Source organism: Schlesneria paludicola DSM 18645 (assembly GCF_000255655.1).
GTDB lineage: Bacteria > Planctomycetota > Planctomycetia > Planctomycetales > Planctomycetaceae > Schlesneria > Schlesneria paludicola.
The window spans coordinates 2,837,113-2,863,271 of the sequence record NZ_JH636434.1 but is presented as its reverse complement, the minus strand read 5'-3'; the positions used below and the strand labels follow the sequence as shown (position 1 = coordinate 2,863,271).

General features: G+C 56.8%; 25 protein-coding genes. 12 read left to right on the top strand and 13 right to left on the bottom strand.

Annotated elements, in window-relative coordinates:
* Nucleotides 1–337 precede the first annotated feature (337 nt).
* On the bottom strand, nt 338–946 hold the full coding sequence (locus OSO_RS43500; protein ID WP_261340386.1) for a phytase: 609 nt from the start codon (nt 944–946) through the stop codon (nt 338–340).
* A 119-nt stretch (nt 947–1,065) separates the two neighbouring features.
* Nucleotides 1,066–2,133: a DUF1559 domain-containing protein gene (locus OSO_RS0114175; protein WP_010583934.1), complete on the bottom strand. Its 1,068-nt coding sequence runs from the start codon at nt 2,131–2,133 to the stop codon at nt 1,066–1,068.
* A gap of 296 nt (nt 2,134–2,429) precedes the next feature.
* Here OSO_RS0114175 and OSO_RS0114165 point away from each other — a divergent pair, with 296 nt between their 5' ends.
* Nucleotides 2,430–3,758, top strand: coding sequence for a DUF1501 domain-containing protein (locus tag OSO_RS0114165; protein WP_010583932.1), 1,329 nt, complete (start codon nt 2,430–2,432; stop codon nt 3,756–3,758).
* Between the two features lie 128 nt (nt 3,759–3,886).
* Here OSO_RS0114165 and OSO_RS0114160 read toward each other — a convergent pair whose 3' ends face one another.
* From OSO_RS0114160 to thyX, 3 genes are all read right to left on the bottom strand, one after another.
* Complete coding sequence (locus OSO_RS0114160) at nt 3,887–4,873, bottom strand: glycoside hydrolase family protein (protein WP_010583931.1); 987 nt, start codon at nt 4,871–4,873, stop codon at nt 3,887–3,889.
* A gap of 61 nt (nt 4,874–4,934) precedes the next feature.
* On the bottom strand, nt 4,935–6,161 hold the full coding sequence (locus OSO_RS0114155) for a lactate racemase domain-containing protein (protein ID WP_010583930.1): 1,227 nt from the start codon (nt 6,159–6,161) through the stop codon (nt 4,935–4,937).
* Nucleotides 6,162–6,306: 145 nt separating this feature from the next.
* Entirely contained in the window at nt 6,307–7,218 is a 912-nt protein-coding gene (thyX, locus tag OSO_RS0114150) for an FAD-dependent thymidylate synthase (RefSeq protein ID WP_010583929.1), read from the bottom strand.
* A 710-nt stretch (nt 7,219–7,928) separates the two neighbouring features.
* Between thyX and OSO_RS47970 the strand changes: the two genes are divergently transcribed.
* From OSO_RS47970 to OSO_RS0114130, 3 genes are all read left to right on the top strand, one after another.
* On the top strand, nt 7,929–8,603 hold the full coding sequence (locus tag OSO_RS47970; protein WP_010583926.1) for an FHA domain-containing protein: 675 nt from the start codon (nt 7,929–7,931) through the stop codon (nt 8,601–8,603).
* Between the two features lie 117 nt (nt 8,604–8,720).
* A complete protein-coding gene (locus tag OSO_RS0114135; RefSeq protein ID WP_010583925.1) occupies nt 8,721–9,128 on the top strand; it encodes a hypothetical protein in 408 nt (135 codons plus the stop codon).
* Between the two features lie 133 nt (nt 9,129–9,261).
* Nucleotides 9,262–10,068, top strand: a complete 807-nt coding sequence (locus OSO_RS0114130; protein WP_010583924.1) for a class I SAM-dependent methyltransferase — start codon at nt 9,262–9,264, stop codon at nt 10,066–10,068.
* A gap of 60 nt (nt 10,069–10,128) precedes the next feature.
* Here the strand turns inward: OSO_RS0114130 and ruvX are convergent, their stop codons facing one another.
* Nucleotides 10,129–10,608 (bottom strand): Holliday junction resolvase RuvX, encoded by a 480-nt coding sequence (gene ruvX, locus OSO_RS43490; protein ID WP_010583923.1) that lies wholly within the window; start codon nt 10,606–10,608, stop codon nt 10,129–10,131.
* Nucleotides 10,609–10,815: 207 nt separating this feature from the next.
* Between ruvX and OSO_RS47965 the strand changes: the two genes are divergently transcribed.
* The 5 genes from OSO_RS47965 to OSO_RS0114100 all read left to right on the top strand — a co-directional run bounded on the left by OSO_RS47965 (nt 10,816) and on the right by OSO_RS0114100 (nt 16,644).
* Nucleotides 10,816–11,250, top strand: coding sequence for a hypothetical protein (locus OSO_RS47965; protein ID WP_010583922.1), 435 nt, complete (start codon nt 10,816–10,818; stop codon nt 11,248–11,250).
* 228 nt (nt 11,251–11,478) lie between these two features.
* Nucleotides 11,479–12,159 carry a DUF8091 domain-containing protein gene (locus OSO_RS43480; RefSeq protein WP_010583921.1) on the top strand — a complete coding sequence of 227 codons (681 nt, stop codon included), beginning with the start codon at nt 11,479–11,481 and terminating at the stop codon, nt 12,157–12,159.
* A 236-nt stretch (nt 12,160–12,395) separates the two neighbouring features.
* Entirely contained in the window at nt 12,396–13,151 is a 756-nt protein-coding gene (rph, locus tag OSO_RS0114110; protein WP_010583920.1) for a ribonuclease PH, read from the top strand.
* Between the two features lie 25 nt (nt 13,152–13,176).
* Complete coding sequence (locus tag OSO_RS47960) at nt 13,177–14,340, top strand: DUF1559 family PulG-like putative transporter (protein WP_010583919.1); 1,164 nt, start codon at nt 13,177–13,179, stop codon at nt 14,338–14,340.
* Nucleotides 14,341–14,520: 180 nt separating this feature from the next.
* Nucleotides 14,521–16,644, top strand: a complete 2,124-nt coding sequence (locus OSO_RS0114100; protein ID WP_010583918.1) for a thioredoxin-like domain-containing protein — start codon at nt 14,521–14,523, stop codon at nt 16,642–16,644.
* 256 nt (nt 16,645–16,900) lie between these two features.
* Here the strand turns inward: OSO_RS0114100 and OSO_RS0114095 are convergent, their stop codons facing one another.
* Entirely contained in the window at nt 16,901–18,358 is a 1,458-nt protein-coding gene (locus tag OSO_RS0114095) for a type I 3-dehydroquinate dehydratase (protein ID WP_010583917.1), read from the bottom strand.
* A 412-nt stretch (nt 18,359–18,770) separates the two neighbouring features.
* Here OSO_RS0114095 and pgsA point away from each other — a divergent pair, with 412 nt between their 5' ends.
* Nucleotides 18,771–19,379, top strand: a complete 609-nt coding sequence (gene pgsA, locus OSO_RS0114090) for a CDP-diacylglycerol--glycerol-3-phosphate 3-phosphatidyltransferase (protein WP_010583916.1) — start codon at nt 18,771–18,773, stop codon at nt 19,377–19,379.
* 162 nt (nt 19,380–19,541) lie between these two features.
* Here the strand turns inward: pgsA and OSO_RS0114085 are convergent, their stop codons facing one another.
* Entirely contained in the window at nt 19,542–20,531 is a 990-nt protein-coding gene (locus OSO_RS0114085) for a bL32 family ribosomal protein (RefSeq protein WP_010583915.1), read from the bottom strand.
* 270 nt (nt 20,532–20,801) lie between these two features.
* On the opposite strand from OSO_RS0114085, the gene OSO_RS0114080 reads away from it, so the two are divergent.
* Nucleotides 20,802–21,038: a hypothetical protein gene (locus OSO_RS0114080; RefSeq protein ID WP_010583914.1), complete on the top strand. Its 237-nt coding sequence runs from the start codon at nt 20,802–20,804 to the stop codon at nt 21,036–21,038.
* A 21-nt stretch (nt 21,039–21,059) separates the two neighbouring features.
* Here OSO_RS0114080 and OSO_RS0114075 read toward each other — a convergent pair whose 3' ends face one another.
* Genes OSO_RS0114075 through OSO_RS43470 form a run of 3 tightly spaced genes read right to left on the bottom strand, consistent with a single transcriptional unit; the run spans nt 21,060 to nt 23,264 of the window.
* A complete protein-coding gene (locus OSO_RS0114075) occupies nt 21,060–21,821 on the bottom strand; it encodes an aldo/keto reductase (protein WP_010583913.1) in 762 nt (253 codons plus the stop codon).
* 38 nt (nt 21,822–21,859) lie between these two features.
* Nucleotides 21,860–22,984 (bottom strand): DSD1 family PLP-dependent enzyme, encoded by a 1,125-nt coding sequence (locus tag OSO_RS0114070; protein WP_010583912.1) that lies wholly within the window; start codon nt 22,982–22,984, stop codon nt 21,860–21,862.
* A gap of 52 nt (nt 22,985–23,036) precedes the next feature.
* Nucleotides 23,037–23,264: a hypothetical protein gene (locus tag OSO_RS43470; protein ID WP_010583911.1), complete on the bottom strand. Its 228-nt coding sequence runs from the start codon at nt 23,262–23,264 to the stop codon at nt 23,037–23,039.
* Nucleotides 23,265–23,696: 432 nt separating this feature from the next.
* Here OSO_RS43470 and OSO_RS0114055 point away from each other — a divergent pair, with 432 nt between their 5' ends.
* Nucleotides 23,697–24,083 (top strand): DUF4440 domain-containing protein, encoded by a 387-nt coding sequence (locus tag OSO_RS0114055; protein ID WP_010583910.1) that lies wholly within the window; start codon nt 23,697–23,699, stop codon nt 24,081–24,083.
* 357 nt (nt 24,084–24,440) lie between these two features.
* On the opposite strand, the gene OSO_RS0114045 is transcribed toward OSO_RS0114055, so the two are convergent.
* Both OSO_RS0114045 and OSO_RS0114040 read right to left on the bottom strand, forming a co-directional pair.
* Nucleotides 24,441–25,136: an SDR family oxidoreductase gene (locus tag OSO_RS0114045; RefSeq protein WP_010583909.1), complete on the bottom strand. Its 696-nt coding sequence runs from the start codon at nt 25,134–25,136 to the stop codon at nt 24,441–24,443.
* A 37-nt stretch (nt 25,137–25,173) separates the two neighbouring features.
* Nucleotides 25,174–26,085, bottom strand: a complete 912-nt coding sequence (locus tag OSO_RS0114040) for a beta-propeller domain-containing protein (protein WP_010583908.1) — start codon at nt 26,083–26,085, stop codon at nt 25,174–25,176.
* Between the last annotated feature and the right edge of the window lie 74 nt (nt 26,086–26,159).

Genomic DNA, 26,159 nt, shown 5'->3' with positions numbered 1-26,159 from the left:
GACTCTCACAAAAATAACTCTCGATGGCGTATGACGTGGAAAATTCGAGATGATGGTCAATTGTTGCGATGACCGTGCGAAATGTGATTCGTCAGGACTCTTTTCGGCAGATGTGTGGGGCCGAAGACTCCAACAGGATTATGAAGCGATTCTCTGTCAGATGTCAGCGCGGAATCTGCGCAATCAGATCAACATCGGAGGAGCTCGTGAAGAGCGCAACGTGGGAAAATGCACCGTTGGAGTCTGTGGAATTAAGTGAGGCAGGCACCGCGGACTTCACGACGTCGTGCCGTCCTTAAGTGTGAGCGGGGCCAGCCGCCGTGACTTCAGCAGGCTGTTAATGGCCAGACCGTCGATTTGTCTTGGCTTGAGAAACAAGTTGTTGCCTGATCTGTTCCCCGTCTGCGAGCAGAATCGGATGACCGTCAACATCGGTGTGACAGCCGAAGGCGCCCCGCGGGAACGTCGAGCCCAGTTGGCGCGTGCTCAGATCAATTCCGTCGAAAGCAACCGCACCGGCGATCGTGAACGGTCCCACAAATTGATGTGGCGCGCGCGACTCGAACACACGGAACGAATTGCTTCCCTGTGACGAGATGACGAGCCATTCGGCACCTTGGTCGAACTTGGCGAGGGTCAGGCGTTCCAGATCGGCGACCAAACCATTCTCACCCACTTTCAGGATTTGGAGAGGCGGAGTCGGGTCTGTCGGTTCGGCCGGCAATTTCCAGATTCCCGGGTCTTCTTCCGCGACGTGGAACGTCCCGGTTGCATCGTCGGCGACGGCTCCTTCACAGGCCTTCAAGGACCAACCTCGAACTCTGGTCCCAGTCACGGTTCCCTGCCCCGACCAGCTCAGTTCGTACTGGCCGATATCTCCTGGACCTTCGAAAAAACATGTGAGACGGGATGAAATACGGTGTGGGTGCGCGCTGACGCATCTCATCGTGAAATGAGCCAGGTGCGTGCCGATTGAATTTCCGAGCATGGACTCTCAATGGGCGATTGATTGCTGGAGGATTCCATTTCGGGACCTGCATCAAACATGACAGAGAGGCAGGGAATCTAGAACTCGCCCAAGACTTCGCCGCCGCCGCGCGTGATCAGGCCCGCCCAGGTGCGAAGATCCAGGTTTTGCGAGACGAACCGGACTGAACCGTCGGCGAGGAGGGCGTTGACGCCGCCCGCATGAAAGCTGTACGGCTCGTTGTCGTTGCTGACATTCATGATGGCGAGCGGCGTGGTTCCTGGGCCGCTTTTGAAACCGTCCAGCGTGCACCCTGCCAGGCCACCGACGCGATCAGGGTCAGCCCATGCCGCTCCTTTGACCTGCACGTACATTCCATTGCCGTTCGTCGCGGTATAGTCGGCGACATTGGTGGATGAGGCAAATGGACCGCCCACAGCGAATGGTGTACGGTTGGGCCCGTAGGCATAGGGGGCGCCCGCCATTTCCACAAGGACGATCGTATTCGATGCGCCGTCTGTGATATCGGTCATGCGGCTGGGGCGAAACTGCAAGTAGGTGGCGTCTTTGAAGGGATTGCCCGCCTTGACCATCACTCCGTTTCGCATGGCTGTGCCCGCGGGGTCATCTTTGGTGGTCAACGTCGATGGCGAGCCGGGAATCGCCTGGTATAGCTTGTAGCTGACGGATGCCGTGGCCATGTAATCACCCGTAACAGGGGCCACCGTTCCCTGATTGGGGTCGACGCCATTGCCATTGGGGCTCGTCGGACAGGAATAGACGCCCAGTCGTGTCGTCGAGACTTGAGCGTTGACCGGGTCATTCCACTTGAAGTTCGTATTGTACAGTCCGTACAGATTTGCCTGATCGACGTACGGCAGAATCATGATGGCCCACGACGCCCATTGTTCGACCCATTTTGTCGGGTCGGCAGGATTCACATGGCCAAGCCGTGCGGGCGGAAATACACCGAACGAGCTTTCATAGTTTGCAAGGGCCAGTCCCATTTGCTTCAGGTTGTTTTTGCATTGCATGCGACGCGCCGCCTCGCGAGCGGACTGGACTGCCGGCAGGAGCAACGCAATCAAGACCGCGATAATGGAGATGACGACGAGTAATTCGATCAGCGTGAAGGCCTGGCGGCGGCCTTGGGTTCGATCCGGCACAAAACAACTCCTGTTCGGAAACTTCGGAAATCCAGAAGTCACATGAAAAGCGAATCGAATGCCGTTCGCTCGACATTCAGAATGTTCTCGTATTACCTCGCGTTTTTCGGTTTGTGTCTGAAGTTCATCCGGAATTCAGGACGTTGGTGGAGGCAACATTCCCCACGCGTGGCGAATGTTTCGCCACTGTGGGCATCTGTTGTTCGCTGTCGCAAGAAATCAGCGTGGCTTGGTGTCGGTTCTCAAGGTAAACTGATCACGACAGGTTGATTTGTCAGTGATGAGGGCAAGACGCAATGCGACTGTTTACCGGTGCGGCCAACCAATATTGTGATCGGGTATCACGGCGATCGTTTTTACAGATCGGATCTCTGGCCGTTGGCGGACTGACATTGCCGCGATTACTGCAGGCCGAAACGGCCGCGGCGGCGCGCTCGCACAAAGCTGTCATCATGGTCTATCTGTCTGGTGGCATGCCGCACCAGGACACGTTCGATCTGAAGATGGAAGCTCCTGCGGAGATTCGCGGTGAGTTTTCGACGATTCCATCGGTCGTGCCCGGAATCGATGTTTGTGAGCTGTTGCCAAAGATGGCGACCGTGATGGATCGCTGTTCGGTCATTCGTTCGGTCGTAGGCCAGCGTGATGAGCACTCCAGCTTTCAGAATTTGACCGGCTACACGATGCGCGAGGTGGAGCGCAACTACTATCCAAACTTCGGATCGATGGTGGCGAAGGTTCAGGGGCCGACGACTCCCTTGGTTCCACCGTTTGTCGATCTGTTCCCCACGATGCAGCACCGCCCTTACAACAGTACCGGCGCGGGGTATCTGGGCAGCCAGTACAATCAGGTTCGTGCGGACGGCGAAGATCTCGCGAGTATGAAGCTGCGATACGTTGAATCGATGCAGTTCGCAAATCGCCAGAAACTGTTAGAGGGACTCGACGGATTCCGCCGAACCGCAGATCGGGGTGGTTTGGACAATCTCGAAGAGAGCTACCGTCGCGCATTCGAAGTGCTGACCTCGAGCAAGCTGATGGAGGCGATGGATGTCAGCAAGGAAGATCCCGCGGTGCGGGCTCGGTATGCGATGGGGTCGTCAAAGCATCTGGGCGACGGCGGCCCGCTTTGGAACGATCAGCTGCTGATCGCACGTCGCCTGGTGGAAGCCGGGGTGCGCGTGGTCACGGTGGCCTATGGATTCTGGGATACACACGGCAACAACTTTGGGCATCTGAAGGCCCACCTGCCGACTGTCGACAGCGGAATCTCGGCGTTGATTGAAGACATCTATCAGCGTGGGTTGGGCGACGATGTGTCGCTGGTCGTGTGGGGCGAATTCGGTCGTACGCCCAAGATCAACAAGGATGCGGGACGCGATCACTGGGCTCCGGTGCAGGCCGCGTTGATGGCGGGCGGCGGAATGAAGGTTGGACAGGTCATTGGTTCGACGGACAGGACCGGCGGTTTTGCTGAATCGCGTCCTGTCCACTATCGCGATGTCCTCGCGACGATTTACCACAACCTGGGAATCGACACGCATCAATTCGTCCGCAGCTTCGGTGACCGTCCGGTACCTATCTTTGACGAAGATGCACGTCCGATTCGGGAACTGATCGGCTGACGATTGTAGTCAGTGTCACCAGTTCCTGCGATGAGATGTGAGACGCCAGTGCCCGTTCCGTGACGAGTCGTCACAGAACGTTGAACGTTTTGGCCAACGCAAGCTGGCCGTGAGGCCCGCCGATTTCCTTACTTGATGGGCAGATGCACGTGGACTTCGTTGTGCATCGTGTACAACCGATACGACGTCCCGTCCTGGATCAGCAGTCCACTCGATTTGTTGTCGGCGATTGGCAGCAGAGGATTGCCTGGGTATTTCTTCCAGTGGACCAGATCCGTCGAGACGGCCAGGCAGGTGCACCATTGGTTCGGAATCTTGGGGTCATTCGAGTTCTTGGTGCCGTGGTACACCGTATAGTACCGGCCCTTATGAAAAATGATCTGATTCATGGCGATCTGATCCTGGTCATAAACATCAGGGCCGATGTTGATGACCGGTTCGTCCTGCACGTTCGTAAAAATCTTCAGGTCCGATGATCGAGCCAGCCAGATCCCTTGATCCTTCCGTTCATAGAACAAGTTCCATTGCCCATTTTCGTGCCACGCGGTGGGGGTGCCGTAGGGGCCGTCGGGAATCGGTTCGCCATTGGCAAGTCGAATGTCGATGCGTCCCTGTTGTTCCCAGTGGATGCCGTCGCGCGACGTGAGTAATTGAGCGTGGTCTTCTTCTCCTTCGGCGAACATGTAGTACGTGCCGTTCAGGGGGATGATGCACAGGTCTTCCACCCAGCGGTCGGAGTAGATCGGATTGTGCGGGTCGCGCGTCCAGACGAAACCATCGGGTGAGGTGGCATAGCCGAGCATTTTCTTGCCGGGACGAGTCCCGTCGTAACCCGTGTACCACATCTTCCACTGATCACCTTCGCGAAGAATCCAGCCGCGTTCGCGAATTTTGACATCCCAATGTCCCGCGCCCGCTCCTTTCAAAAGTGGATTGCGGCTGTCGGGGGCGAATCGGGTCAGTTCGGGGGGGAACTCGTCGTCGGCAGATTCAACGTGTGCCGTAGAGACGAGGACGATCAGCAGGAGCGAACATGCTGTCGTGAAGGCGGTACGGATTCGACCGGCGGCCGAAACGCGTTGGAACCGATTGGAACGAGTGACATCAGCGAACATCGGATGGTCTCTTCAAGGGGCGGGAAAGCAGTCGTTCGAATCGGCGGGCGCGACGAGAGATTTATTCGCGGATTTCTCCGTAAAGATGCTGCGCCCCGGGAAGTACGACGTAGCCATCGCACGTTTCCAGCAGACGCGTGGCCTCACGCTCATTTTCCAGCGGAGTCATAAACGTTTCTTCGACGAGCTGACCGTCGAGTCGGCTGAGCAGATAGATCGATGCCCAGTCGGCCGCCGAAGCCAGTTGCGAGGCGGCAAGGACATCGGGCGGAGCCGCCTTGCGTAGTGGTTGCAGAGCCGATTTTGCGGACCGGCTGCTGCGAAGGATGTCGATCCCCGCACCCGGTTGCTCCGCGAGATCTGAGAGGACAACGATGCGTCCGCCTTGGACAATCAGTTTTTGAGCGGTCGCGACGGCGGCACCAAGGTCGTTCCAACTGGTTGCATCACCACTGCGTGGGATCGCCACGATTGCGGTTTCGCCGCGTTGGTCAAGCGTCATACGCCACTGTTCGTCGAGCAGGGTGCGTCCCTGTTCGGCGACACGATCGGTGTTTCCCGTCAGGATTCGGGCCATGCCGTCATGGCTGCAAGATGGCAAGACCTGAATGGCAAACTGAATTCCCAGCAGCCAGGCAATTTCATTGACCAACTGTCGAAACGGGCGTTCATCATCGGGGCCCAGTTCCTGGTGTCCCTGTCCAATCGACTTGGCGAAAGCCTCGGGATTCGACAGGCCGGGGAAGAATGCGCTCGTCAGCTCGCGTCGGCCGAGCATCGAGTCGAATCCCAGGCGGCTGATCGGCAGGACGAAATCGGCATCCAGAACTTCGCGTGCCAGGTAGATTCGTTCACCGGCGGCGCTCGATGCCAAATAGCCTGTCCCATTGTCGGCGGTAGGGTCATGGATCTTCCAACCGATCAGATCGCGCACTTGCGGCGCCAACAGTCGTCTTGGATCGACGGGGGCCGGAGACGTCATGGAGGCGGGTTGCAGGACCAAGACGTTTTCCGGGGCGACACCTGCCGTGGCAAGTGACGTCCAGGTTCCCGACAGGATTTCCGCGGCCGAGGGGACACCGCGATCAAGTACGATCACGACGCGGTCATCGGGGACCAGTGCGAACTCGAGGGCTGGGAACTCGATGGGATCGGTGAGTGCGCTGCGGGTGGCGGTCAGCGGATCGGCCAGCGGTTCTGGTCCCTTGTGGACGTACAGCAGACGCTCGCTCGGCAGTTCGCTTTCCCAGCGTTCAGTCAGCCCGTAGTCGAGCGAGATCAAAGGCATGAATATCCACTTTCGCCATTCGGGTCCGACGAGCGAACTCGACTGCTATCCGCTGGTTGAAAATGCGGGGGCAGGCTCCGCCGAATCTCAAAATTCTCCAGGACACTCGTCCCCTGGGGCCTGACCACCGTCTTTCAGCAGGCGGTTAACTAACTCGTTTCAGTAGGCCGAGCTCGACCAGCTTGTCTCGACATTCGTCGCGTTCGCGGCACCGCGTCAGTTCTTTCCAGGTCACATCTTGCACTGCCAGGAAGTCGGCTTCCGAGTAAGGCGGGGCCGCTTTGGTCTCGGCTCCTTGCGCGATCAACCGCTTGATGACACCGGATTCCAGGCGGCTGAGCGTCGATCCCCCCATTCGGTAGTCTTCGAACGCTTCCCAGACGACGGGGAACAGCGGCTTGACAATTTGCTGCCCGATCGCGGTCGCGTACAGGCGAATTTCTTCCTGAGCGTGACTATCCATTCGCAACGCGAGAAAGTGCAACAGGTTGTGCAGGTCGATTTTCCAATACGCTTCGGTGTACGTCGACAGTGGCAAGTCCTTGCGGGCCTGTTCTCGTGCGACACCGGCTTCGAGGCGTGCTTCGTAGACGCGTCTCGATTGTTCCTGCAATTGCAATTCCTCGGCGGTCAGTTGTGCGCCGAGTTGCTCGGACAGTGGCGCTTCACTTCCCTGGCGATTCTGGGTGGCCTGTGACCGCCAGGCGTCGGGGGCCGTCGACTGTGTTGAGTCGATCGCTTCCGAATAGCGAGTGCTGTATTCGTTGACGTTTGCCGTGCGATGCCTGATCCATTGTCGCCAGCAATCCATCGGAACGCGGATCAACAACTTGATCTCGGCCATTTCGAATGGTGTGGTGTGGCGATGCCGCAGAAGGTAGCGGATGAGGGTCCGGTCATCTGAAACGCGCTTGGTGCCCACGCCATAACTGACGCGGGCCGCCTGCACGACGGCCGAATCGTCCCCCATGACATCGACCAAACAGACGAAACCGTCGTTCAAGACCGGAAATTTCTTCCAGCGCAATTGTTCCAGCAACGAAGTCGTTTCGGTCATGACGTAGAGCTTTCTCAGGCAGCCTGTGCAGACGAAGGACGTTTCGACTTCGTCGACATCAAGGATTTGATGGTCCGACGAGACACTTGCGTTCGGGGTGAACGCAATGTTTCCGCCAGAACGACGAACTCTAGGCGATCATTGCCGCAATTTCTACCTTGCCGAAGACTCGAGCTGGGGGCGTACGTTTGGAAGTTGCGATCCGTTGCGATGTTGCGCTCTTTGGCGTGTTGGCTCGATCCGTTCGCTGAGAGGTTGTGAGTTTCGAACACCGAGACGGTTTCTTGCTCTTCCGTTCCGAAAGTCGACGGAGGCCAGCGTGTGATGGTGGAGCGCAACGAAATGCCCGGCAAGGCAACGCTGTAAGGCGGGGAACAAAACAGGTCGTGAAGTTGCGGGGTGGCGATTCAGAGTATTTTCTTTCTCGTCAGAAAACGAGATTGCAGGAGGCGTTACCAAGCGGGAGCGTGGTAACGACGTGGCCGGTGGCCGGGGGGCTTGGGGCGGTAAGCATCGTCGGTGGCCAAGTCGGCGACCTATTTTTGACGGTTGTGATGGCCGAAATCGGTCGGGGCTCGAACTGAGATTCTTTCCGCTTGACGATCGCGGAACGTGCGCGTTACAAGGAATTTGATGCGTGGTGACTGCACAGGCGCCGAGCTCATCACCTCTGCATTTCAGTTAAATTCGTTTGGTTTTGGAATTTCTGAATGACCTTCGTGACATTTCGAGTTCTCGAAGGCATGGAACAGGGTCGCGTTTTCACCCGACTCAAGCTACCCGTCTCGCTGGGCCGCGAAGATGAGAACTCGATTCAGTTGAATGACGACCATATCAGTCGTTTTCATGCCAGAGTCCAGGAGCTCTCGGGCCGAGTCATCCTCACGGATCTGGACAGTACCAATGGTACGCGGGTCAACGGACATTCGGTGCAGGTTCGCATTCTGCAAGTCGGGGATGTCATTGTCGTGGGGCGCTGCGTGCTGTTACTCAGCGAATGCCAGAACGAGGCTCAGCCGGTTCTTTCGGACGACCCCGATCCTTACCGGACGGCCTACGTCCAAAAAGGCCGGACGATTGAGGATGATTCGAAGCATTGGGAGATCATCGAACCTCTGCCGGGTGAACCCGCGCATCCACCGAGCTTGTTTCCCAACGGTCCTCCTGAACTGCCCACGAACCTGGTGAAGCTGCAGAAAATTCAGTTGTCAGACCTGTTGTGGCATCTGAAAGATCGAATCGGATGCGTCGTCAAAAAGGCGGAAGAGCTGCCTGAAGCGGGTTCGGTTCGCAGTGTGAAATGTGATTGGGAAACCTGGTCGCAGTTGATCCAACTGATGGTGGATCTCTCGACTTATATCGACAAGGTCAACGAAACCGAGTGACACCGTGCGCTGCCGCGTGTCGAATCATGCGTTGTCGCCATCGGCTGTGATATCCTGCAATTGGGTGGTCAATGGCATCGACGATGGCCCCATGGAATCGAAGTCAGGCGGATCTCGATGAGTGACAATCCCGATTCGAATCGGCTCGATCGCCGACAGTTCACCAAACAACTGGCCACACTTTCGGGCGCCGCCACCACAGCCCTGTTATCCACGTCCATTTCCAAAGCAGAGGGTCATCCACCTCCCTCAGACCCAGCCAACCCTGTGGATGCACCGGCTGAAGCCAAGCCTGAACGGAAAGATGACGGCCGCGAACGTGCCGTTCATCCGTCCGAAGAACTGCTTCTGCTGCATCTGCTGGTTCAGCGCTATCCCAGCGAACGGCTGGATGATGCCGCAATTCGGGGAATCTTTGGTGAGATTCGTGGAGACCTGGTCCGAGGGCGAGTCTTGAGCCAGTTTCCGCTGAAGAACTCGGATGGGCCGAGTCCAGGTTTTCGCGCGTATCGCCGTGCCCGATAAATTTCGTGACAACCCTGCCCTCGCGACCCGCAAGTCTCGACGAAATCGAATAGAATCGCTGCTGCGATCGCATCGGCGGCGGATGCGATGGGTCGTTTGAGATCTCGATTTCGTTTTGGACTTGGTTGAAGATATGCTTCGTGATGAGTATCGCCAGCAGAATCGCACGGCGTGGGATCGACTTGCCGACGGCAGTCAGTTCGCCAAGCTGGCGACAGATCAAGAATGCCTCGAACCGCTGAAGACGCTTGATGGACGGGGGTGGCTGCCGGCCAGTGTCGCGGGGCTGGACGTACTGTGCCTGGCGTCGGGAGGTGGATGGCAGTCCATTCTGTACGCTTCGGCGGGGGCGCGTGTGACGGTCGTGGATCTCAGTCAGGGAATGCTCGAACTGGATGACCGTGAAGCGGCCCGCCGAAAATTGAGCGTGCGGACGATCAATGCGTCGATGGATGATCTGTCGATGTTGATGGACGAATCGTTTGATATCGTCCATCAACCTGTCAGCACCTGTTATGTCCCCGATATCAGTCGCGTCTACTCGGAAATCGCTCGCGTCACGCGCGATCAGGGGTTGTACATTTGCCAGCACAAACAGCCCACGAGTGCTCAGATCACGCATCGGGATGAACGCGATCATTTCGTCGTAGGAATCGAGTACTACCATACCGGCCCCCTGCCCCGCACCGAAGATACCTCTTATCGCGAGCGGGGTGCGGTGGAATACCTGCACCGCTGGGACGAGTTGGTCGGTAGCTTGTGTCGGTCGGGGTTTGTGATCGAAGACCTGCGAGAGCCTCGTCGAGCCGACCGCAAGGCGCCGGTTGAACACTTTGGCTACCGCGGCCGGTTCATCCCCCCGTATGTCCGAATGAAGGCACGTCGGCTGCCACGAACCCGTTCGGAATCGGCCGCTCCCTCCAAACTGTGGCTTCCGTGACGGGGCTTCGCGAGTTTCCGTGCGAATTCTTCGAAAACAAATGGGGCGGAAACCGTCACTCTAGGGTGCGGTTTTCGGCAAGATCGCCCGGGTGGGATCGTCGAGATACGACTGGAGGATGATCTTCGCCGCCAGGCTGTCGAGCGGTTGCTTGCGCTTCGAGGGAGATTCCCCTCGCTGCCAGATGAGTAATTCTGCCTCGGCCGACGAGTAGCGTTCGTCGATGTAGACGAGTGGCATCTTCGTCTGGGCCTGGATCCAATCACCGAATTCTCTAACAGCCGCCGCGGCGGTGCCTTCTTCGCCATTCGTGCGGATTGGCAATCCCAGAACCAGCCCGACGACGCGGTAGTCGGCGAAGAGCTCGCGCAGGTGGCGCAACGTGTGCGTGCTATCGCGAACCTGCCATGTTTCGACGGGGACGCCGACGGTCTGGTCTGAATTTGACACGGCGACTCCCATGCGCTTGGTCCCATAGTCGAGGCCAAGCAGGGCTCCATGCGTCGGGAAAATTATGGGCGATGCGGCGGGTTCGTTCATGTCAGCATTGTGACTTCAGAACGGCCTTCGGCAACCGTCAGTCGATTTTAGGTCGCCCCAGAATTCCTAGAATTCCCATATTGATATAACCGGAATAGGCGATACAATCCGTTTATTCGCTACAATCAGAACAGCGACGGCTGTCAGGCGGAACCCTCGTAAGGTGTGATCGAGGGAGGATTTCAGTTTCCTTCCTAGGAATAGCACATGAGTTTACTTCGCGATTTGTGGAACGATGAGTCTGGTTTGATCATGTCGGCCGAGACGGTCACCTTGGGAACGGTTGGTGTACTGGGGGCGGTTGTGGGCATGAACGCCGCCGGGACGGCCGTTAACGACGAATTGAAAGAAATGTCGGGCGCCATTCGCAGCCTCGACCAAAGCTACGGCTACGCGGGCCAACGCAGTTGTCACGCATGGACAGCCGGTTCTTGCTATATCCAGCCCGACGTTCGGCAATCCTTGACCGATATCTACGGCGAAGAACCAACTGACCTTCGATCGTTGCAACAGCGCGTTCGGGACGACAACAAGGCGGTCATTCAACCCAACGCCGACAAGCCGGCTCCGTTGCCGAACGATTTGCCCCGCAACGAAAAGAAGGCCTCCGAAGCGACGACGGTGCCCCCGAAAAGCAAGTAATTTCGCTTTGCGGATTCACATCGACGTCATCGATCTGATGGCTTAACATCGCGGCTGAAGATCAATACCGCCTAAGCGGTCTGCCGAAAACTATGGGGAACTGGCTTCACGAGGGCCAGACGACACGGTGGCTGTGCCCTGTGTTTGAGAGGCCTGCCCCTTGCTTTGGCACGATCCTTACGGCGGTTTTTTTATCCACGGACAAGATGTCTTGCGGAATCGGCCGTCATGGAATCGACGCTGCACCGGGAACTGAAGCTGCTGTACGGCGGTACGGCCGACGAGACCGAAGTGCGCGTTGACAGCTATCGAATCGACGCCGTCGTCGATGGAAAGCTGTACGAAATTCAGCAGGCGTCACTCGGTGCATTGCGTTCCAAGGTGCGAGCTCTACTGGAGCAGTATCGCGTGGTCGTGGTGAAGCCGTTGGCGTCACGAAAGCTGCTCATTCGTCGTGCGACGCCGGACGGTCCCATTGTTTCTTCGCGATACAGTCCCACGCGTGAGACGATTTATCACTTGTTCGTGGATCTCGTTTATTTCATTGACCTGTTTCCGCATCGGCGACTCACCTTGGAAGTTGTGTTGACGGAACAAGAGGAACATCGGGTCACGAAAACGCGACGACGTCGCTTTGGCCCTGACTATCGCGTGGTTGATCGTCGCTTACGGGAAGTCGTGTCGACCTGTTCACTGCGGACACTGGCTGACCTGCGAATGCTGCTTCCTGGCACCTTGGAAGCCACATTCACGACCGCCGATTTGGCCCGTGAAGCGAAGATTCCTCGCTGGGTAGCTCAAAAGATGGCGTACTGCCTGCGAAAAACCGGTGCGATTGAGCATCTGGGGATGCAGGGGCGAGCCCAACTGTACGGGCTGCCAACCAAAAAGAAACGCCGTGCGGCATAAGACACGATCCGTTGGCCTCGTGGTGTCGTGGTCGCATGCCGAGCGATCCCTTCTGAATTCGTGGTCGTGAATTTGAGGGTGGGCATCGTGGTCAATCTGGCACCTCGACTCAAATACGCCCTGTGACAACGGAATGTCCGAGCCACATTTCCGGCATCAGTTGCGAGACTCGACAAATGACGGCATTGTGATGGCGTCTTCATCCCTCAAAACGTCTTTCGAGAGTCTTTCTGCGCATGCGGCACGATCAGCGACAACCCAATGAATTGCGAACCATCCGAGTCCAACGACATTTCGTCGGGGCGGCCCCAGGAAGTGTGCTGATCTCGGCTGGCCGAACGACGGTACTTTGCACGGCCAGCATCGATAGCACGTTGCCACCGTGGAAAGCGGCAGCCGATCCCGCGAAGGCGGTGGGTTGGCTGACAGCCGAGTATTCGATGCTTCCCGGCAGCACGTCACCGCGAAAGCGACGCGAACGTGACAAGATGGATGGTCGATCGACCGAAATCCAGCGTTTGATCGGTCGCAGTCTGCGCGCTGCGGTGGATTTCAGCGCCTTGGGACCGCGGACGATCACGGTGGACTGCGATGTGCTGCAGGCCGACGGGGGAACTCGAACGCTCAGTATCACCGGCGGCTTCATCGCCCTGTGTGACGCGATCAACTCGATCCGCGCGGAACTACCGATCGATCGCCCCGTGATCGTGCAAAGCATCGCCGCGATCAGCGTGGGGATCGTCGATGGGGTTCCCGTCTTGGACCTCGACTACAAAGAGGATAGTACTGCCGAAGTTGATTTGAACGTGGTCATGTCCGGCGCTAGCCAGTTTATCGAAGTCCAGGGAACTGCCGAAGGAAAACCGTTCTCGCGCACCATGCTCGACCAGCAACTGGATCTCGCCACACAGGGCATTTCACAATTGACTCGACTGCAGCGCGAAGCGCTGGGCGACGACTGGCCGCCGATGACGCCGATGCTGATCTGTTAGTTGTCTGGAAAATGACGGAGGCTTCATGCGCCTCAGGCGGATTGACGTTGTCGTGAGCGCCGCAGTGATTGTGGTTTTGTTGGTGTTGCTTGTTCCCGCGATCGTGCACACCCGTGAGGCTGCGCGACGGACGCAATCGAAGAGCAACCTTAAACAGCTTGGCGGCGCTTGCTTCACGTATCATGAGCATTTCAAATGCTTACCTGCGGGTGGGACTTTTGATTCCGATGGTCGTGGATATCACGGATGGATGACACAACTTCTTTGGTACCTGGATCAAAATGATATCGGGAATTCGCTCGACTGGAGTCAGCCGTGGGACTCATCCCGAAACTCGGGACACTTGTTGACCCCAATTCCCGGATTCGAAATTCCCGGTGAACAGGCGACGGCCGGTCCTTGGGCGTTTCCAATAGCGCACTATTCTGCGAACGCGCATTTGCTGGACGTGAATTCCGCCGTTTCGTTTGCAGAGATCGACTCAGAGGCGTCGCAATTCCTGGCCGCGGAACGATATGGTGATTTTGTTCCCTGGGCCAGTCCGTACAACTTTCGGCGGCTTACCACGCTGAATGGCGATCCGGGTTCGTATGGTCATTACTCCAGGAAGGGGTGCCAGTTCCTTTATGTGGATGGTCATGTCGATTTCGTTGCAAACGATGGATTTTCAACGCGTCGTGAGTCGCTTAGCGGCCCTGACCTTGTCGGCTTCAATATGACGACGGCAAGTTTGGTCCGGACTCCAGAATTTCTTGTCCCGATCGATGCTTTGAGGCCCGCTTCAATTCGCCTGCAATCAAGTCGCCAATCCATCTTGGCGCAGAGGGACGTTCGAGGTGACGTGATTCGTGTCGAATCAACAGATTCGAATCCGAAGCATGGTCAGCGGGTAACGATTCACGACGCGGATTTGACTGCGATCATTCAGCATCGGGAACTTCAAGATCTGAATCTGGACGGAGATTTCACGGATGCGGGTCTCGTCCGAATCTGCGTTTTGAGCAAACTCACACGATTGCAATTGAAGTCGGATTACATCACCGAAGCGGGACTTTTGGTTCTTGATCAATTTCCACAACTCAAAGAGGTGCGTGTCGAAGGATCGCACGTCACGGACGAGATTCGCGATCGATTGAGAATCCGACGGCCCGCATGTCGTGTGCAACCTGAGTCATCCCAATCCCAATAGCGAGTGATTTCAACGCCCTCATGTCTTGCTGAATCCGTTCAAACGGCGATGCAAGCAGATCTCGCATCACATCCTTCGATTGGCGATGTGTGGTTTCGACTGGTAGGATCAAACTTCGCCCGGTACGGCAGTGTGATCGTTCGCCCGGGATCAGTGGTCTGACGACAGGAGAAACGTCCCGTGAACATCGCCCTGCTCTGCCTGAATGCCTTGCGACAACGTGCTTCGAAATTCGTGTTGCTGGCCTTGGTTCTTGCGCTCGTCTGTCACCGACCCGCGTTGAGCGCCGATGATGCCGATCCCAAGAAGGCGCCCAAGCCGCCCAATGCGGACGAGGTCGAAAATCCGTTTCCGAATCGACATCCCGCGCCAGACCTGGATGGCGGCGTTGAATGGCTGAATAGCAGCGGTCCGATCTCGATCAAAGATCTGCGAGGAAAGATCGTTCTGATCGACTTCTGGACCTTCTGCTGTATTAACTGCATGCATGTCCTGCCGGATCTGGCTTACCTCGAAAAGAAGTTCCCGAATGAATTGGTTGTCGTCGGCGTGCACTCGGCAAAGTTCGACAATGAGAAGGAAACGGGAAACATCCGCAATGCGATCGTGCGGTATGAGATCGAACATCCCGTCGTCAACGATGCCAACATGACAATCTGGCGCAAGTTCGGGGTTCGTTCCTGGCCCACTTTGGCGGTCATTGATCCCGAGGGGCAATACTGTGGTTTTGTTTCGGGCGAGGGCAATCGGGAGTTGCTCGAAAAAGTTGTTGAGAAGTTGATTGCGTATCACAAGTCGAAAAAGACATTGGACGAAACGCCACTGCATTTCGATCTGGAACGAAACAAGTCAGTCAGCGAACCGCTTCGTTACCCAGGCAAGATTCTGGCCGATGCGGCAAACGATCGGTTGTTCATTTCGGACAGCAATCACAATCGATTGATTGTATGTACGCTGACTGGAAAGCTGATCGATGTGATCGGCAGCGGTGCGATTGGTCACAAAGATGGCGGATATGCCGTGGCTCAATTTGATCATCCACAAGGGATGACGCTGGTCGGTGACACATTGTATGTGGCTGACACCGAAAACCATTTGCTGCGTGCCATCGATCTTAAGCAAAAGCATGTTTCCACCTTCGCCGGTGTGGGCGAGCAGGCGCGAACGCGTGCGCCTGGGGGCACGTTGCGCGAAACGGCCCTTAACAGTCCCTGGGATCTGACCGTCGTCGACGGCGTGATGTACATCGCAATGGCGGGGCCACACCAAGTGTGGGCTCATAAGCTGGGAACGAATACTCTCGCGCAGTACGCCGGATCAGGACGAGAAGACATTACGAATGGTGAGCTCGATCAGTCGGCACTCGCGCAGCCATCGGGCATCGTCCATGATGGCCAGACGCTGTACGTTGTCGACAGCGAAGGGTCCGCCGTCCGTGCCATCACCACTGACGCGAAGAATGATCTGTCCGATCCCAAAGGGATGGTCACCACGATCGCCGGGCCACACGATCTGCCACGAGGGCGAAGCCTGTTTGAGTTCGGGAACATCGACGGCAGTGGCGACGAGGTGCGTTTTCAACATCCGCTTGGGCTGGTCCATCACGATGGATCATTGTTTGTTGCCGACAGCTACAACCACCAGGTGCGCCAGGTCGATCTGAAGACCCGAGCCGTGTCGACATGGGCGGGCACCGGTAAACCAGGACGCGAACTCGCCCCCGTGCAGTTTGCTGAGCCAGCGGGGTTGGCGATTGCAAACGGGACGCTTTACGTTGCCGATACCAACAATCATCGGATTGTTCTGATCGACCTTGCGACCAAGAATGCCTCCGAATTGGCCATTGAAGGGCTGACCGCACCATCGCCGACCGCGGATGAACCAGAACCGCAGGCCGTGACTTTGGCTTCGACGAAGGCGACCGACGTCGAGCGACAGGTGCTGGTGGCGGCCAATGGGATTCCATTCCAGATCGACTTTGAACTTCCGGAAGGATTCAAGCTCAACGAACTACTGCCTGTCTCGTATCGTCTGAAAGCGGACGGGAGTCAGAAGCTGGTGGCGAAAGCACAATTGGGCGTCAAACACGAAGGAAAATCGTCGGGTGTGTCAGCCAATTTCACGGTCCCAACGACAATGACGAACGGCGAGGCGAAGTTGACTCTGGCGGTGACGTATGGCTATTGCCGCGATGGCGAAGGCGGCGTCTGCAAGATCGCGACAAAGACCTGGTCCATTCCGGTTGTCTTGCAGGATGGGGCGAAGCAGGACGTGATCAAATTGACGGCCAAACCCGCGAAGTAAGTCGCGGGCGCTGCGGAGAACTCGTCGACGGCAGGCCATCAGGCTGGGGTGATGCTGATTCAGGACAGCGTCTTTTCTATCGATCCCTCGTTCCCAAGCTCCCGCTTGGGAACGCCTTGTGTGACGGCGGTGTTACTGAGCCGATCAGGGCTTCAGGGTGGATGGGATCGGGAGCGTTACCAAGCGGGAGCCTGGTAACGAGGGTGGATGGCGAGGAAAGAGGCGATATTAAATCGAAACCAGATCCCTGTTCCAGTTACTCCGACAGGCCACTGATGATGGCCTCGGCCGGTAGCTCTTGCCCGGTTAATGATTTGAACAGCAGGCCCACATAGTCACCGAAAACGTCCGCTGGATCGACGACTTTGCATCCGCGCTCGCGCGCTTCTTGTGTCAGGTTCGACTCGCCAGGAATTTCGCTGAGATCCATCACCGTCATTCCGGCTCGTAGCAATGACGGGTTCAGGGCGGCTTTTTTGGACCCCGAATCCAGGTGATTCGTGGTCAGGATGACGACATCCGCAAGCGTTTCGTAAAGGTTTGCGACGGGTACGTAACGGATATCGCTGGTTTGGGCGATTTTGTGTGCTTCGACCTCGTCAGCTGAGCAGATGCTGACGAGCCCATGGCGGCGTTTCACGGCCTGCGCCATCGCGACCGCCAGTCCACCCGAACCGACAATCATCGTGTTGCGTTTGTCGAGGGGCCGGTCGTCGGCGCTCTGCTTGCCGAGTTTGGTTTCCAGGGCTCGGACTGCCGATTTCCAGATCAGGTTATGCGCCTGCCACCCATCGGCGGTCTTGATGACGACATCGGAAAACTGGGAAGCCGTCGCCGCGTCGTCACCCTTGTCTGCGATCGCCATGATCTGACGGCCGGTCTGCGGGGTGGCGATGATGGCGGGGATCTTGAGAATTTCCAACATCTTGGTGGCTTGGCTGATCGACTTGAAGTCGAGCGGCAAGCAGCGTGTATTCATTCCCGACAGGTCGAACGCGGCGTTCAAAATCTTCGCCATTGCGAGTTCGATGACTCCGCCGCCAACGATTCCGATAAAGCGGGTCTTCGAATCAACTTGTCTCCAGCGGTAGACGTCATCGAGCTCTCCCACCGTTGGCTGACCGGGAAACGCTTCCATACCGCGTTCGAGTGCAGCATAGATCCAGGGGGAACCGTATTTGCGTCCGAGCAGGGAGAAGGTGAGTCCACATCGTCCCAGTCCCAACCCGACGACAGGCAGCATGCGCTTTTGGCTAACGACGGCCAGCAGCGGCCAAGCCTGTTCAAGTGTGTCTGTGGGCCAGGTGAACTTGACGATATCGGCCTTACAGCGTGTTGCCTCGTCAAACACTTCTTCGACATCGCTCAGCGGACGCGTCATGCTGGCAAAGCTGACGACTCGCTGAGTTGTTCCGAAGCGAGGGATCTTCATCGCCGAATCGGGGTCGAGTTCCACATAGGCGGGCCCTGCCAGGATCGCCTGACGCAAAAGTGCCAGCCGTTCGTCTTCCGTCCCCTCGAACTTCCCACCCTCTTCAGGTGGACGGCACGAGATCAGCACGGGCATTTTGCTGCCGGAAATCATGTCTTTGACATCAGGTTCTTTGTGCAGCCGATCAAGGCAGACCTCGACCAGGTCGCACTGATTCGAAGCATTGTAGATATCAACCTTTGCAAGCTGCCTCGATTCGGGTGTCACGGAGATACAAATCATGAGTCGCCTGCTTCTCAAATGAGACGGGTAATAAGTGTTGCGTCGCGCTTGTTCAGTGCATCATACGGAGCGCGAACGGTTGGAAGCTACTGTCTAGTTTAGCCCACATTTTCGGTTCAGAGTTGCTTATTCGTCCACAATGGATTTCAACAGGCCGTCAAGGTTGACGTCGAGAAATTTTGCGTTTTCTCTGTGCCTCCGCGTCTCTGTGTCTCCCTCACCCCCACTGGACCCACTTGTACGTGTCGCGTACTTCGGGTGGCGCACTGGCGGTGAGGGAGACACAGAGACGCGGAGGCACAGAGTTGTAAAACGGGGATCATCGGTCACGATCAATGCATTGGATGTTGGCTCGCTGGGGTGGAGTGGAATTCATGGTTGTTTCTCTCGCTTGTCGCCGTAGGATGAGGGCATGAATACCACAACCTCTCATCCGCAGAAGCCCGCAGAGCGGTCACTGAATGTGCCAAATGCGATCACGCTGGCGCGGCTGCTGTTGTCGTTTGTTCTGTTTGCACTGATTCAGTGGAGCACTGCCTGGGTGTGGGCCGCGGGGCTGTTCGTGTTCTCGGTCGCGACCGATGTGCTCGACGGCTATATTGCCCGGAAGTATCAGCTCATCACTCAGCTGGGGCGGATCCTCGATCCGTTCGTCGATAAGTTCATTACAATCGGCACATTTCTGTTCTTATTGCCGCATCCGCAATCGGGTGTGACGCCCTGGATGGTGGTGATTGTGCTGGGGCGCGAAATTCTGGTCACCAGCCTGCGTGGCTATCTCGAGCAGCAGGGGGCCGATTTCTCGGCGTCGGCGTCTGGCAAGCTGAAGATGTTTTTGCAGTGTGTGGCCGCGACGTTGGCGCTGCTGTCGCTCGACCCTGCCTACGCTGCATGGTCAGTCGGCCCGATCGGATTGCCTCTCGTGCGAGATATTCTGCTCTGGACAATGGTCGCGGTCACGCTTTGGAGCGGATTCGATTATGTCAAGCGGGCGATCGAGTTGCTGCGAGTCACCGGCTGATCAGGTGCATCGTGTTGGTGACCGAGTCGATTGGGCAGCCGAAAGGAATCCTGGGCGTATGGGACGCACGCTTGGGATTCTGACGTGAGACGTTGCACATTCCCCGCATATTCTCGTGCGTTGCCAAGCGGGAGTTTGGCAACGAGAACGATAAAAGGCTTCTCAAGAGTCAGAGTTGAGCTTGCTCATGGGCGTCTGCTGCAACATCCGTTCATAGGCCACTGCGGAAAACAGGTCGACAAGTGGCACCGTCAAAACCAAACCAATGTAGCAGGCAATCATGCCCACGTAGTAACACGCGATGCTGAGGATGACGAGTAGCAACAGTGATCCCCAGTTTCCGTCGGTCAGTTCTTTGGAACGAGACAGACAGTCCAGACTCGATCGATTTTCTCCCACCAGGATGTATCCGTAAGGCAGAAAAATCGCCTGCACAATCAGACTTGGAATGAAGCAGGCGATCGCGGCCAGGCAAATCATCAGATTGACCAGCAGTCCGCATACAAACATTCGAGACCAATAGGGCCCCCCTGCAAACAGATCTCCGATGGATGCGGGCTGTTGCCGTGCGACTTTCAGATGCAGTACAAAAGATCCGGCCTGCAGATAGGTCGTAAGGGCCAATGTGAGCAGAGTTAGGAGCAGAGTTCCTCCCAATAGAATACCGACGACGACGTCGTCGTTTCCTTGTTGATTCGGCACAAAAGCGGATTGGACGATTGCGAACAGGCCGAGCAAAACGACCGCGGGGAGTCCGATGAGAACGCATTTCAGCAGAAATGCGGCGGCCAGCAGCGGCCATCGCTTCGACCAGATTCTGACGGCTTCTGAAATGACTTCACCTGGTGGAAACGGCCGAGTCTCTCGTTGACGACTGAGGCGCTCGGGATTCGATTGATCGCGTTCGAATGCGGCACCGCACAGCGAGCAACGTGACTGATGCGGCAAGATCGGTTCGCCGCAGACCGGGCAGCGCACATCGGAATGATCATCGACCACTGCATCATGTGGTTCGCCGAATTGATCTCCCTCCGTTGACGGAGTGGGGACCACGACGAGTTCACCGCAGCCAGGACACTTGGCTTCGAGGCCCGCTCGATCGGGAGACGTCTTCAAAAGCTTGTCGCAGTGCGGACAATAAAATTCGATCATGCGGCGACGTCTTTGCGAGGAATGGTGACATCACGGAACGTGGCGATGGTTCGATTAGAACAAGATAGAGTCTTTGATTTGTCGAAAAACAATACAAAACTCAGGGCCGCATTAGAATGGAATGGGATGGATCGCCATTTCAATAGTGTGGAGAATCGGCTTCGTCATTGCTAGCTTGAGTACCTCTTGGGGGCGGACTTGTGAATCGGCAACCGCAGCGATTCCGTCACTGGAAGGGCTGTTCGCAATTCCGGTGAGGAGCGTTCAATCATGCAAGAATTCTGGAGATTCCTGGCGGAGTTTTTTGATGACCACAGGCGGTATGCCGCCGCGATGACGATCCTGGTGGCACTTCCGTTTGCGTTCGGATGGGTGAATAGTATTGGCTATAACAACGGGTTCGACTCAGTTCAAATGGTCTATGCCATCGTTGTCGTGCCGTTAACTGCCCTCGCGGCGTGGTTCTTATTGAGTTCACCCCGAACCAAAAAACCTTCGTCGCGATGACGTAATTCGAGCGAAGTGGATTCAGATGGTTCGGACTTTTCGCGCCGTGTTCCAATTCTCGCGAAAGTGATCGAAGTCCATTCCGCCGACGATCAGGCTGGTCACATTGGGGTTGCTCAGGACAAACTCGATCGACCCCTGCGGATTCAATCGGCCCGAAGAGAGCCCCTTTTTAACGAAGACGGGAACTCCTGCATCGGCTGCTTGATCGATCACCACGGCATGGCTTGTGTCCTGCAGGTGGTACTCGATCATCAGGAGGTCGGCCCATTTCAGCGCGAGTCGTGCGCCATCGACGGTCTTCCCCGAAAGCCCGATGGCACGAATGAAGCCGCGCGAACGGAGTTCCTGCAGAGTGGCGACGATGTCTGTCTGCTCAAGAATCGTCTGATCCTCACCATTCGAATGAATCAGCACGATATCCAGGACGTCGGTTTTCAATGCTCGCAGGCTGCGTTCGACGCTCATACGCACGCCGGACGAGGAAAAATCGAATGTTGAATGACCCTCTTCAAATCGCTCACCGACTTTCGTCGACAAGACGAACTCCTGGCGGCGATGACTGATCGCCTCTCCAATGCGCGATTCGCTGAGTCCATACGCGGGCGCGGTATCGATGAGCGTACAGCCGAGATCGAGGATGGAATTGAGCAATCGAGTGGCCTCTGCGGCGCCAGGCAACTCATACGGATGGGGATATTTCACATTTTGATTGCGTCCAATCTTGAATGTGCCGAATCCGAGTGGAGGGACACGCAGTCCGGTTTGTCCGATCGATTGCATTTGTGATGCCCACTGCCACGGATCTCGCGTGACCGAGTTCAAATGAATTTGCCGCGGGCGGAAATCGGCCAGACCGCTTCGAGTCGATTCCCGCGAAAGCACAGAAACTCGTCATGCAGCATTGTTGTGAGGTCGGAATATCCTACCACGAGTTCCACCTGGTCGCCGATCCGCAATTCTCGTGAACTGGGGCCCAATTCCAGCACGGTATGCTCGGCGCTCAGGCGCTGAATGCGGGCGTCGTCCCAGCCTTTTACGATCGGCATCTGCTTATCGGCGGTCATCGCTTTCAAGCCCGCGTCGAGTACGGCGCAGTCATACGAGGGGCGGCTGACGACTGTCGTCAGCAGGGTCAGTGCGGATGTCAGGCCTTGCACATCGGGCATCTGTAAATAGTAGGGATCGCCAAAAATGGCGCCGCCTGCTTGCACTTCGGTCAACGCCGGACAAAGCAGTGCTTGTTGCAGCGAGCCGGTTCCCCCCGCGCTGACGATGTCGCAACAAAGTCCGTTCTTGCGATAAAGGTCGCGGGCATGCGAGAGAATTCCCAAGGCGGCATCGATGCAGTCGCGTTTCTCGATCGGGTCCGTCAGAGACATCGCGTGGCCTTCGTAGCCCATGATGCCGACGAGTTGCAGTCCGGGCAGTCTTTGAATTCCGTGAGCCAGCTCGCGCGCGTCACGTCCCGGGCGGACTCCGGTTCGATTCATGCCGATGTTGAGCTCGACCAGTGCCCTGCAGCGGACGCCCAGTCGCACACATTCGGCGGAAAGCTCGGCGGCCTGGACGTAGTGATCACACGTGACGATCGGGGCGGCTGACCGGCAAAGTTCTGCGAGCCGTCGAACGCGCCCGGCTCCCACCGGAAGATGGGCAATCAACAGATCCTTGATTCCGGCAGAGGCAAAGACTTCCGCTTCGGACACTTTTGCACAGGTGATTCCGATCGCGCCCTGTTCAAGACAGCGTAGCGCGATTTCGGGTGATTTGTGGCACTTTGCGTGAGGCCGCCAGTGCTTTCCCGCAGCAGAAACCCTTGATGCCACTGATTTGAGATTTGACTCAAACGCGGCGAGGTCAAGGCAAAGGCACGGAGTGTCGATTTCGGACCGCGTCCAGCCGACAAAGCGGATAGAGCTGGACGGAAAGTTCCCCAAGGACATCGATCACTCCGCGCATCATGAGCAGTTCGATTCGCCAAAGGCGAGGTCGAGCTTACTTAGGAGCTTCAGGAGCCTTTTCGCCTTCAGCTGGGGTCTCTGCTGGCTTTTCGGCAGGCTTGTCAGCTGGCGTTTCGGCGGGGGTTTCAGGCTTGGCTGCAGGTGTTTCGGCAGGTGTCGCGGATTCCGTCTTCGCGGCGGGTGTTTCCGTTTTTGGAGCAGGTTTCGGCTCGCAACCAACAACGACCAAACCGAGCAGCAATGCGAGAGTCATCTTCTTCATGTAAATTTGCCTTCTTCTAAGTAGAAAGAACACGTGACCGCCAGTCGCGAATTGGAACGAAGTCAGTTTGCAACAATGCTTTCGGCAATTCGCTTCGGTCGCCACCATAAAGTGTTAGGATGATGAGAGCAAGCAGGCGGCTCATCAATCGCGGGCCGTCGCGAGGATGATTTTGCAAATGTCCGCAAGCTTCGCCAAATTCGCACCGAGGTTGGTGTGCGAACTTTCACCACGCCGATCGCGGGGGTATGCTGACTCGGCTGATCGCGTTTGATGAATGGCAGGTGTGTCGAGATCCGCTCTGGCGAGCGGTCTTAAATGCCGCGCCAGGTTTCGATGGCGATGCACAGGCGCGCGGTCTGAGTGCCGAGTGTTTCGGTGGTGTTTTGGACTTGAAGCAGAGTTCGATTCGACGAAAAGGAAGATGACGAGATGTCCGCAGAAGCTGAACTGCTTGAACTGAGCAAAAAACTGCTCACAACAATCGATACCGGTGATTGGGCGGCGTATGCCAATTTGTGCGACCCGTCGATCACGTGCTTCGAGCCCGAAGCGCTAGGGCATCTGGTGGAAGGCTTGCCATTCCACAAATTCTATTTTGACCTGCCTGCCACCGCGACGAAGCCTGCCAAGCAGTCATCGATTGCCTCACCCCGCGTGCGGCTGCTGGGCGATTCTGCTGTGGTGACGTATGTGCGGCTCGTTCAAAAGCTCGATGGTGCCGGCGCTCCTGTCACGGTTTCCGCGATGGAAACACGCATTTGGCAAAAGTCAGCCGCTGGGTGGAAGCACGTTCATTTCCATCGCACCCCCTGCTGAGCTTCAGCAAGCGACAATTTTCTTGAAGAACGGCGCTTCGGCGCTCTGTTCTTCTTTCTGATGCCCCACGGCGCGCGTGCAAGCCCCGAAGTTGCGATCATTACGGTCGCGACTTCGGGGCTCTGGCATTGCATTCGGAAATTTTTCCTCGTAACCCCTCGTTACCAAGGTCCCGCATTGTAACGCCACCTACAGCACCCGAAAGGTGTAGGGCGGTCCGAGGCGACCGTCGCGCTCGACAGAATTTCACATCGCACGAGCCGTCCCCAAGCGGGAGCTTGGGGACGAGGGGAAATCAACAAACCGAGGAGCTTGGGGGCGAGTGCCGGGCATAAGAATCGACTGCACGTGCCGCGATCAGAGTTCGACGCTGAGTGGACGGCCGTTGTCTTTTGGGCCAATGCTGAGCAGGAATGGAACCGCCGCCCGGCTCCATTCGTCGGGTGTCGGATAGTGGTTCGCGGCATCGGAAAAGCAGGACTGCAGCATCTCGGTATTGATGATTCCTGGATTCAGTGCCACCGCGGCCATTCCTTTGGGGAGTTCCTGCGCGAGGGCCTGGGAAAGACCTTCGATCGCAAATTTTGTCGCGCAGTATGGAGCGACGTCGGGGGCTGTTGTGCGTCCCCAGCCTGAGCTGAAATTCACAATCGTTCCTCGGTTTCGATCGATCATCGACGGCAGGAAGTGGCGGATGACGTTTGCTGTGCCGGCGATGTTGACGTCGATCACCTGTTGAAACTCTTGCGCGGAAATTGTCCAGAGCGGCGCACTGCGGTTGATGACCGCGGCGTTATTCAGCAGCAGGTCCGGTATGAGGTTGGCGTCGAGTACTGATCTCGCCCAGGTTTGAACCTGATCGTCGTTCGCCACGTCGACGACATCAAACCGATGTGGCGACGGAAACTGTCTTCGCAGCTCTTGAATTGATTTCGTGTTACGGCCACAGCCGACGACCGTATGGCCCGCTTCGGCGAAGCGTTCGACCATCGCTCGGCCGCAGCCTCGCGTTGTTCCCGTGATGACAATGACTTTTTTCAGCTCGTTTGGCATGCAAAAGCAGTCCTTGGATTGCGAGAGGTGGCTGACGTTATTCGACGATCCGGGCGACGGGAAGGCTGTTGCCAAATCGTCGAAAGTCTTTGAATGTCCAGGTGATCTTCTTGTTGGAGTCGACTTCAATGAGTTGGGGATTCTGATCGCCGCCATGGCAATTCACGATCAGTGTGTTTCCATTGGGTAGGCGTTCGACCATTGTAATCCAGGCGAGACTGATTCCCGGTAATTCCTTCTCTTCGACGGACCAGACGATCTGGTGATTGGGGTGGACCTCAAGCACGCGATGGCCATCGCCCGTTCCGATCAATGTGTTGCCGTTTTTGAGGCGAATCGCGGAGTACACTTTGGTGTGCGTGGGGTATTCCCAGACGACTTTGCCGTCTCCGTCGTACTCGCGGACGATCTTGTTGTCGCCTTCGTGTGCGACCAGATAGTGGCCGTTTTCGAGCTTTCGTGCCAGACGCGTGTCGGTGTGTGCGTTGGGGTGCTCCACTTTCAGTGGGATTTCTTTCCGGATCTTCCCTTCGTGGTCGACTTCAATAATGCGGGCGCGTCCGCTTTCGGCCAGCATGGTGTGGCCGTTCGGCAATCGCTGGAAGGCATGGATTTCGACTCGTTGACCGTCAGTCGCGTTTTGCTGTTTGGCGTCGTATTTCCAGACGATTTTCCTTTCGGGGCTCATCTCAAGGATTTCGGTCCAGTCGGTTTGGAACAAGATGTTGCCATTGGGCAGGACCGCCGCGTCGTGAATGTTTCGAATTGGCGTCTGCCATTCGATCTCACCTTTTTGGTCGACGAGGGCCAGTGTTGTCGTTGAGTAGTCGCCGATCAGGACTTTGTGCGGGGGCCCGGTGTGGACTGATCGGTTGTCGTCAGCGGCCAGTGCGATTGCGGTAGAAGAAAGCAGTCCGAGGTATGTGATCGCGTGGCAAATTGTCGTCAATGGAGACTCCTTTTGGCGGGTGAATCCGGGTTTAGAAGGGCGCGCCGTGTGGCCGATTGTAGCCAATAAGATGC

What these genes read in the sequence shown, in the direction of transcription:
- OSO_RS43500 (WP_261340386.1), bottom strand. Translation starts at nt 946, where the DNA reads ATGAGATGCGTCAGCGCGCACCCACACCGTATTTCATCCCGTCTCACA.
- OSO_RS0114165 (WP_010583932.1), top strand. Translation starts at nt 2,430, where the DNA reads ATGCGACTGTTTACCGGTGCGGCCAACCAATATTGTGATCGGGTATCA.
- OSO_RS0114160 (WP_010583931.1), bottom strand. Translation starts at nt 4,873, where the DNA reads ATGTTCGCTGATGTCACTCGTTCCAATCGGTTCCAACGCGTTTCGGCC.
- OSO_RS0114155 (WP_010583930.1), bottom strand. Translation starts at nt 6,161, where the DNA reads ATGCCTTTGATCTCGCTCGACTACGGGCTGACTGAACGCTGGGAAAGC.
- thyX (WP_010583929.1), bottom strand. Translation starts at nt 7,218, where the DNA reads ATGACCGAAACGACTTCGTTGCTGGAACAATTGCGCTGGAAGAAATTT.
- OSO_RS47970 (WP_010583926.1), top strand. Translation starts at nt 7,929, where the DNA reads ATGACCTTCGTGACATTTCGAGTTCTCGAAGGCATGGAACAGGGTCGC.
- OSO_RS0114135 (WP_010583925.1), top strand. Translation starts at nt 8,721, where the DNA reads ATGAGTGACAATCCCGATTCGAATCGGCTCGATCGCCGACAGTTCACC.
- OSO_RS0114130 (WP_010583924.1), top strand. Translation starts at nt 9,262, where the DNA reads ATGCTTCGTGATGAGTATCGCCAGCAGAATCGCACGGCGTGGGATCGA.
- ruvX (WP_010583923.1), bottom strand. Translation starts at nt 10,608, where the DNA reads ATGAACGAACCCGCCGCATCGCCCATAATTTTCCCGACGCATGGAGCC.
- OSO_RS47965 (WP_010583922.1), top strand. Translation starts at nt 10,816, where the DNA reads ATGAGTTTACTTCGCGATTTGTGGAACGATGAGTCTGGTTTGATCATG.
- OSO_RS43480 (WP_010583921.1), top strand. Translation starts at nt 11,479, where the DNA reads ATGGAATCGACGCTGCACCGGGAACTGAAGCTGCTGTACGGCGGTACG.
- rph (WP_010583920.1), top strand. Translation starts at nt 12,396, where the DNA reads ATGCGGCACGATCAGCGACAACCCAATGAATTGCGAACCATCCGAGTC.
- OSO_RS47960 (WP_010583919.1), top strand. Translation starts at nt 13,177, where the DNA reads ATGCGCCTCAGGCGGATTGACGTTGTCGTGAGCGCCGCAGTGATTGTG.
- OSO_RS0114095 (WP_010583917.1), bottom strand. Translation starts at nt 18,358, where the DNA reads ATGATTTGTATCTCCGTGACACCCGAATCGAGGCAGCTTGCAAAGGTT.
- pgsA (WP_010583916.1), top strand. Translation starts at nt 18,771, where the DNA reads ATGAATACCACAACCTCTCATCCGCAGAAGCCCGCAGAGCGGTCACTG.
- OSO_RS0114085 (WP_010583915.1), bottom strand. Translation starts at nt 20,531, where the DNA reads ATGATCGAATTTTATTGTCCGCACTGCGACAAGCTTTTGAAGACGTCT.
- OSO_RS0114080 (WP_010583914.1), top strand. Translation starts at nt 20,802, where the DNA reads ATGCAAGAATTCTGGAGATTCCTGGCGGAGTTTTTTGATGACCACAGG.
- OSO_RS0114075 (WP_010583913.1), bottom strand. Translation starts at nt 21,821, where the DNA reads ATGCAATCGATCGGACAAACCGGACTGCGTGTCCCTCCACTCGGATTC.
- OSO_RS0114070 (WP_010583912.1), bottom strand. Translation starts at nt 22,984, where the DNA reads ATGTCCTTGGGGAACTTTCCGTCCAGCTCTATCCGCTTTGTCGGCTGG.
- OSO_RS43470 (WP_010583911.1), bottom strand. Translation starts at nt 23,264, where the DNA reads ATGAAGAAGATGACTCTCGCATTGCTGCTCGGTTTGGTCGTTGTTGGT.
- OSO_RS0114055 (WP_010583910.1), top strand. Translation starts at nt 23,697, where the DNA reads ATGTCCGCAGAAGCTGAACTGCTTGAACTGAGCAAAAAACTGCTCACA.
- OSO_RS0114045 (WP_010583909.1), bottom strand. Translation starts at nt 25,136, where the DNA reads ATGCCAAACGAGCTGAAAAAAGTCATTGTCATCACGGGAACAACGCGA.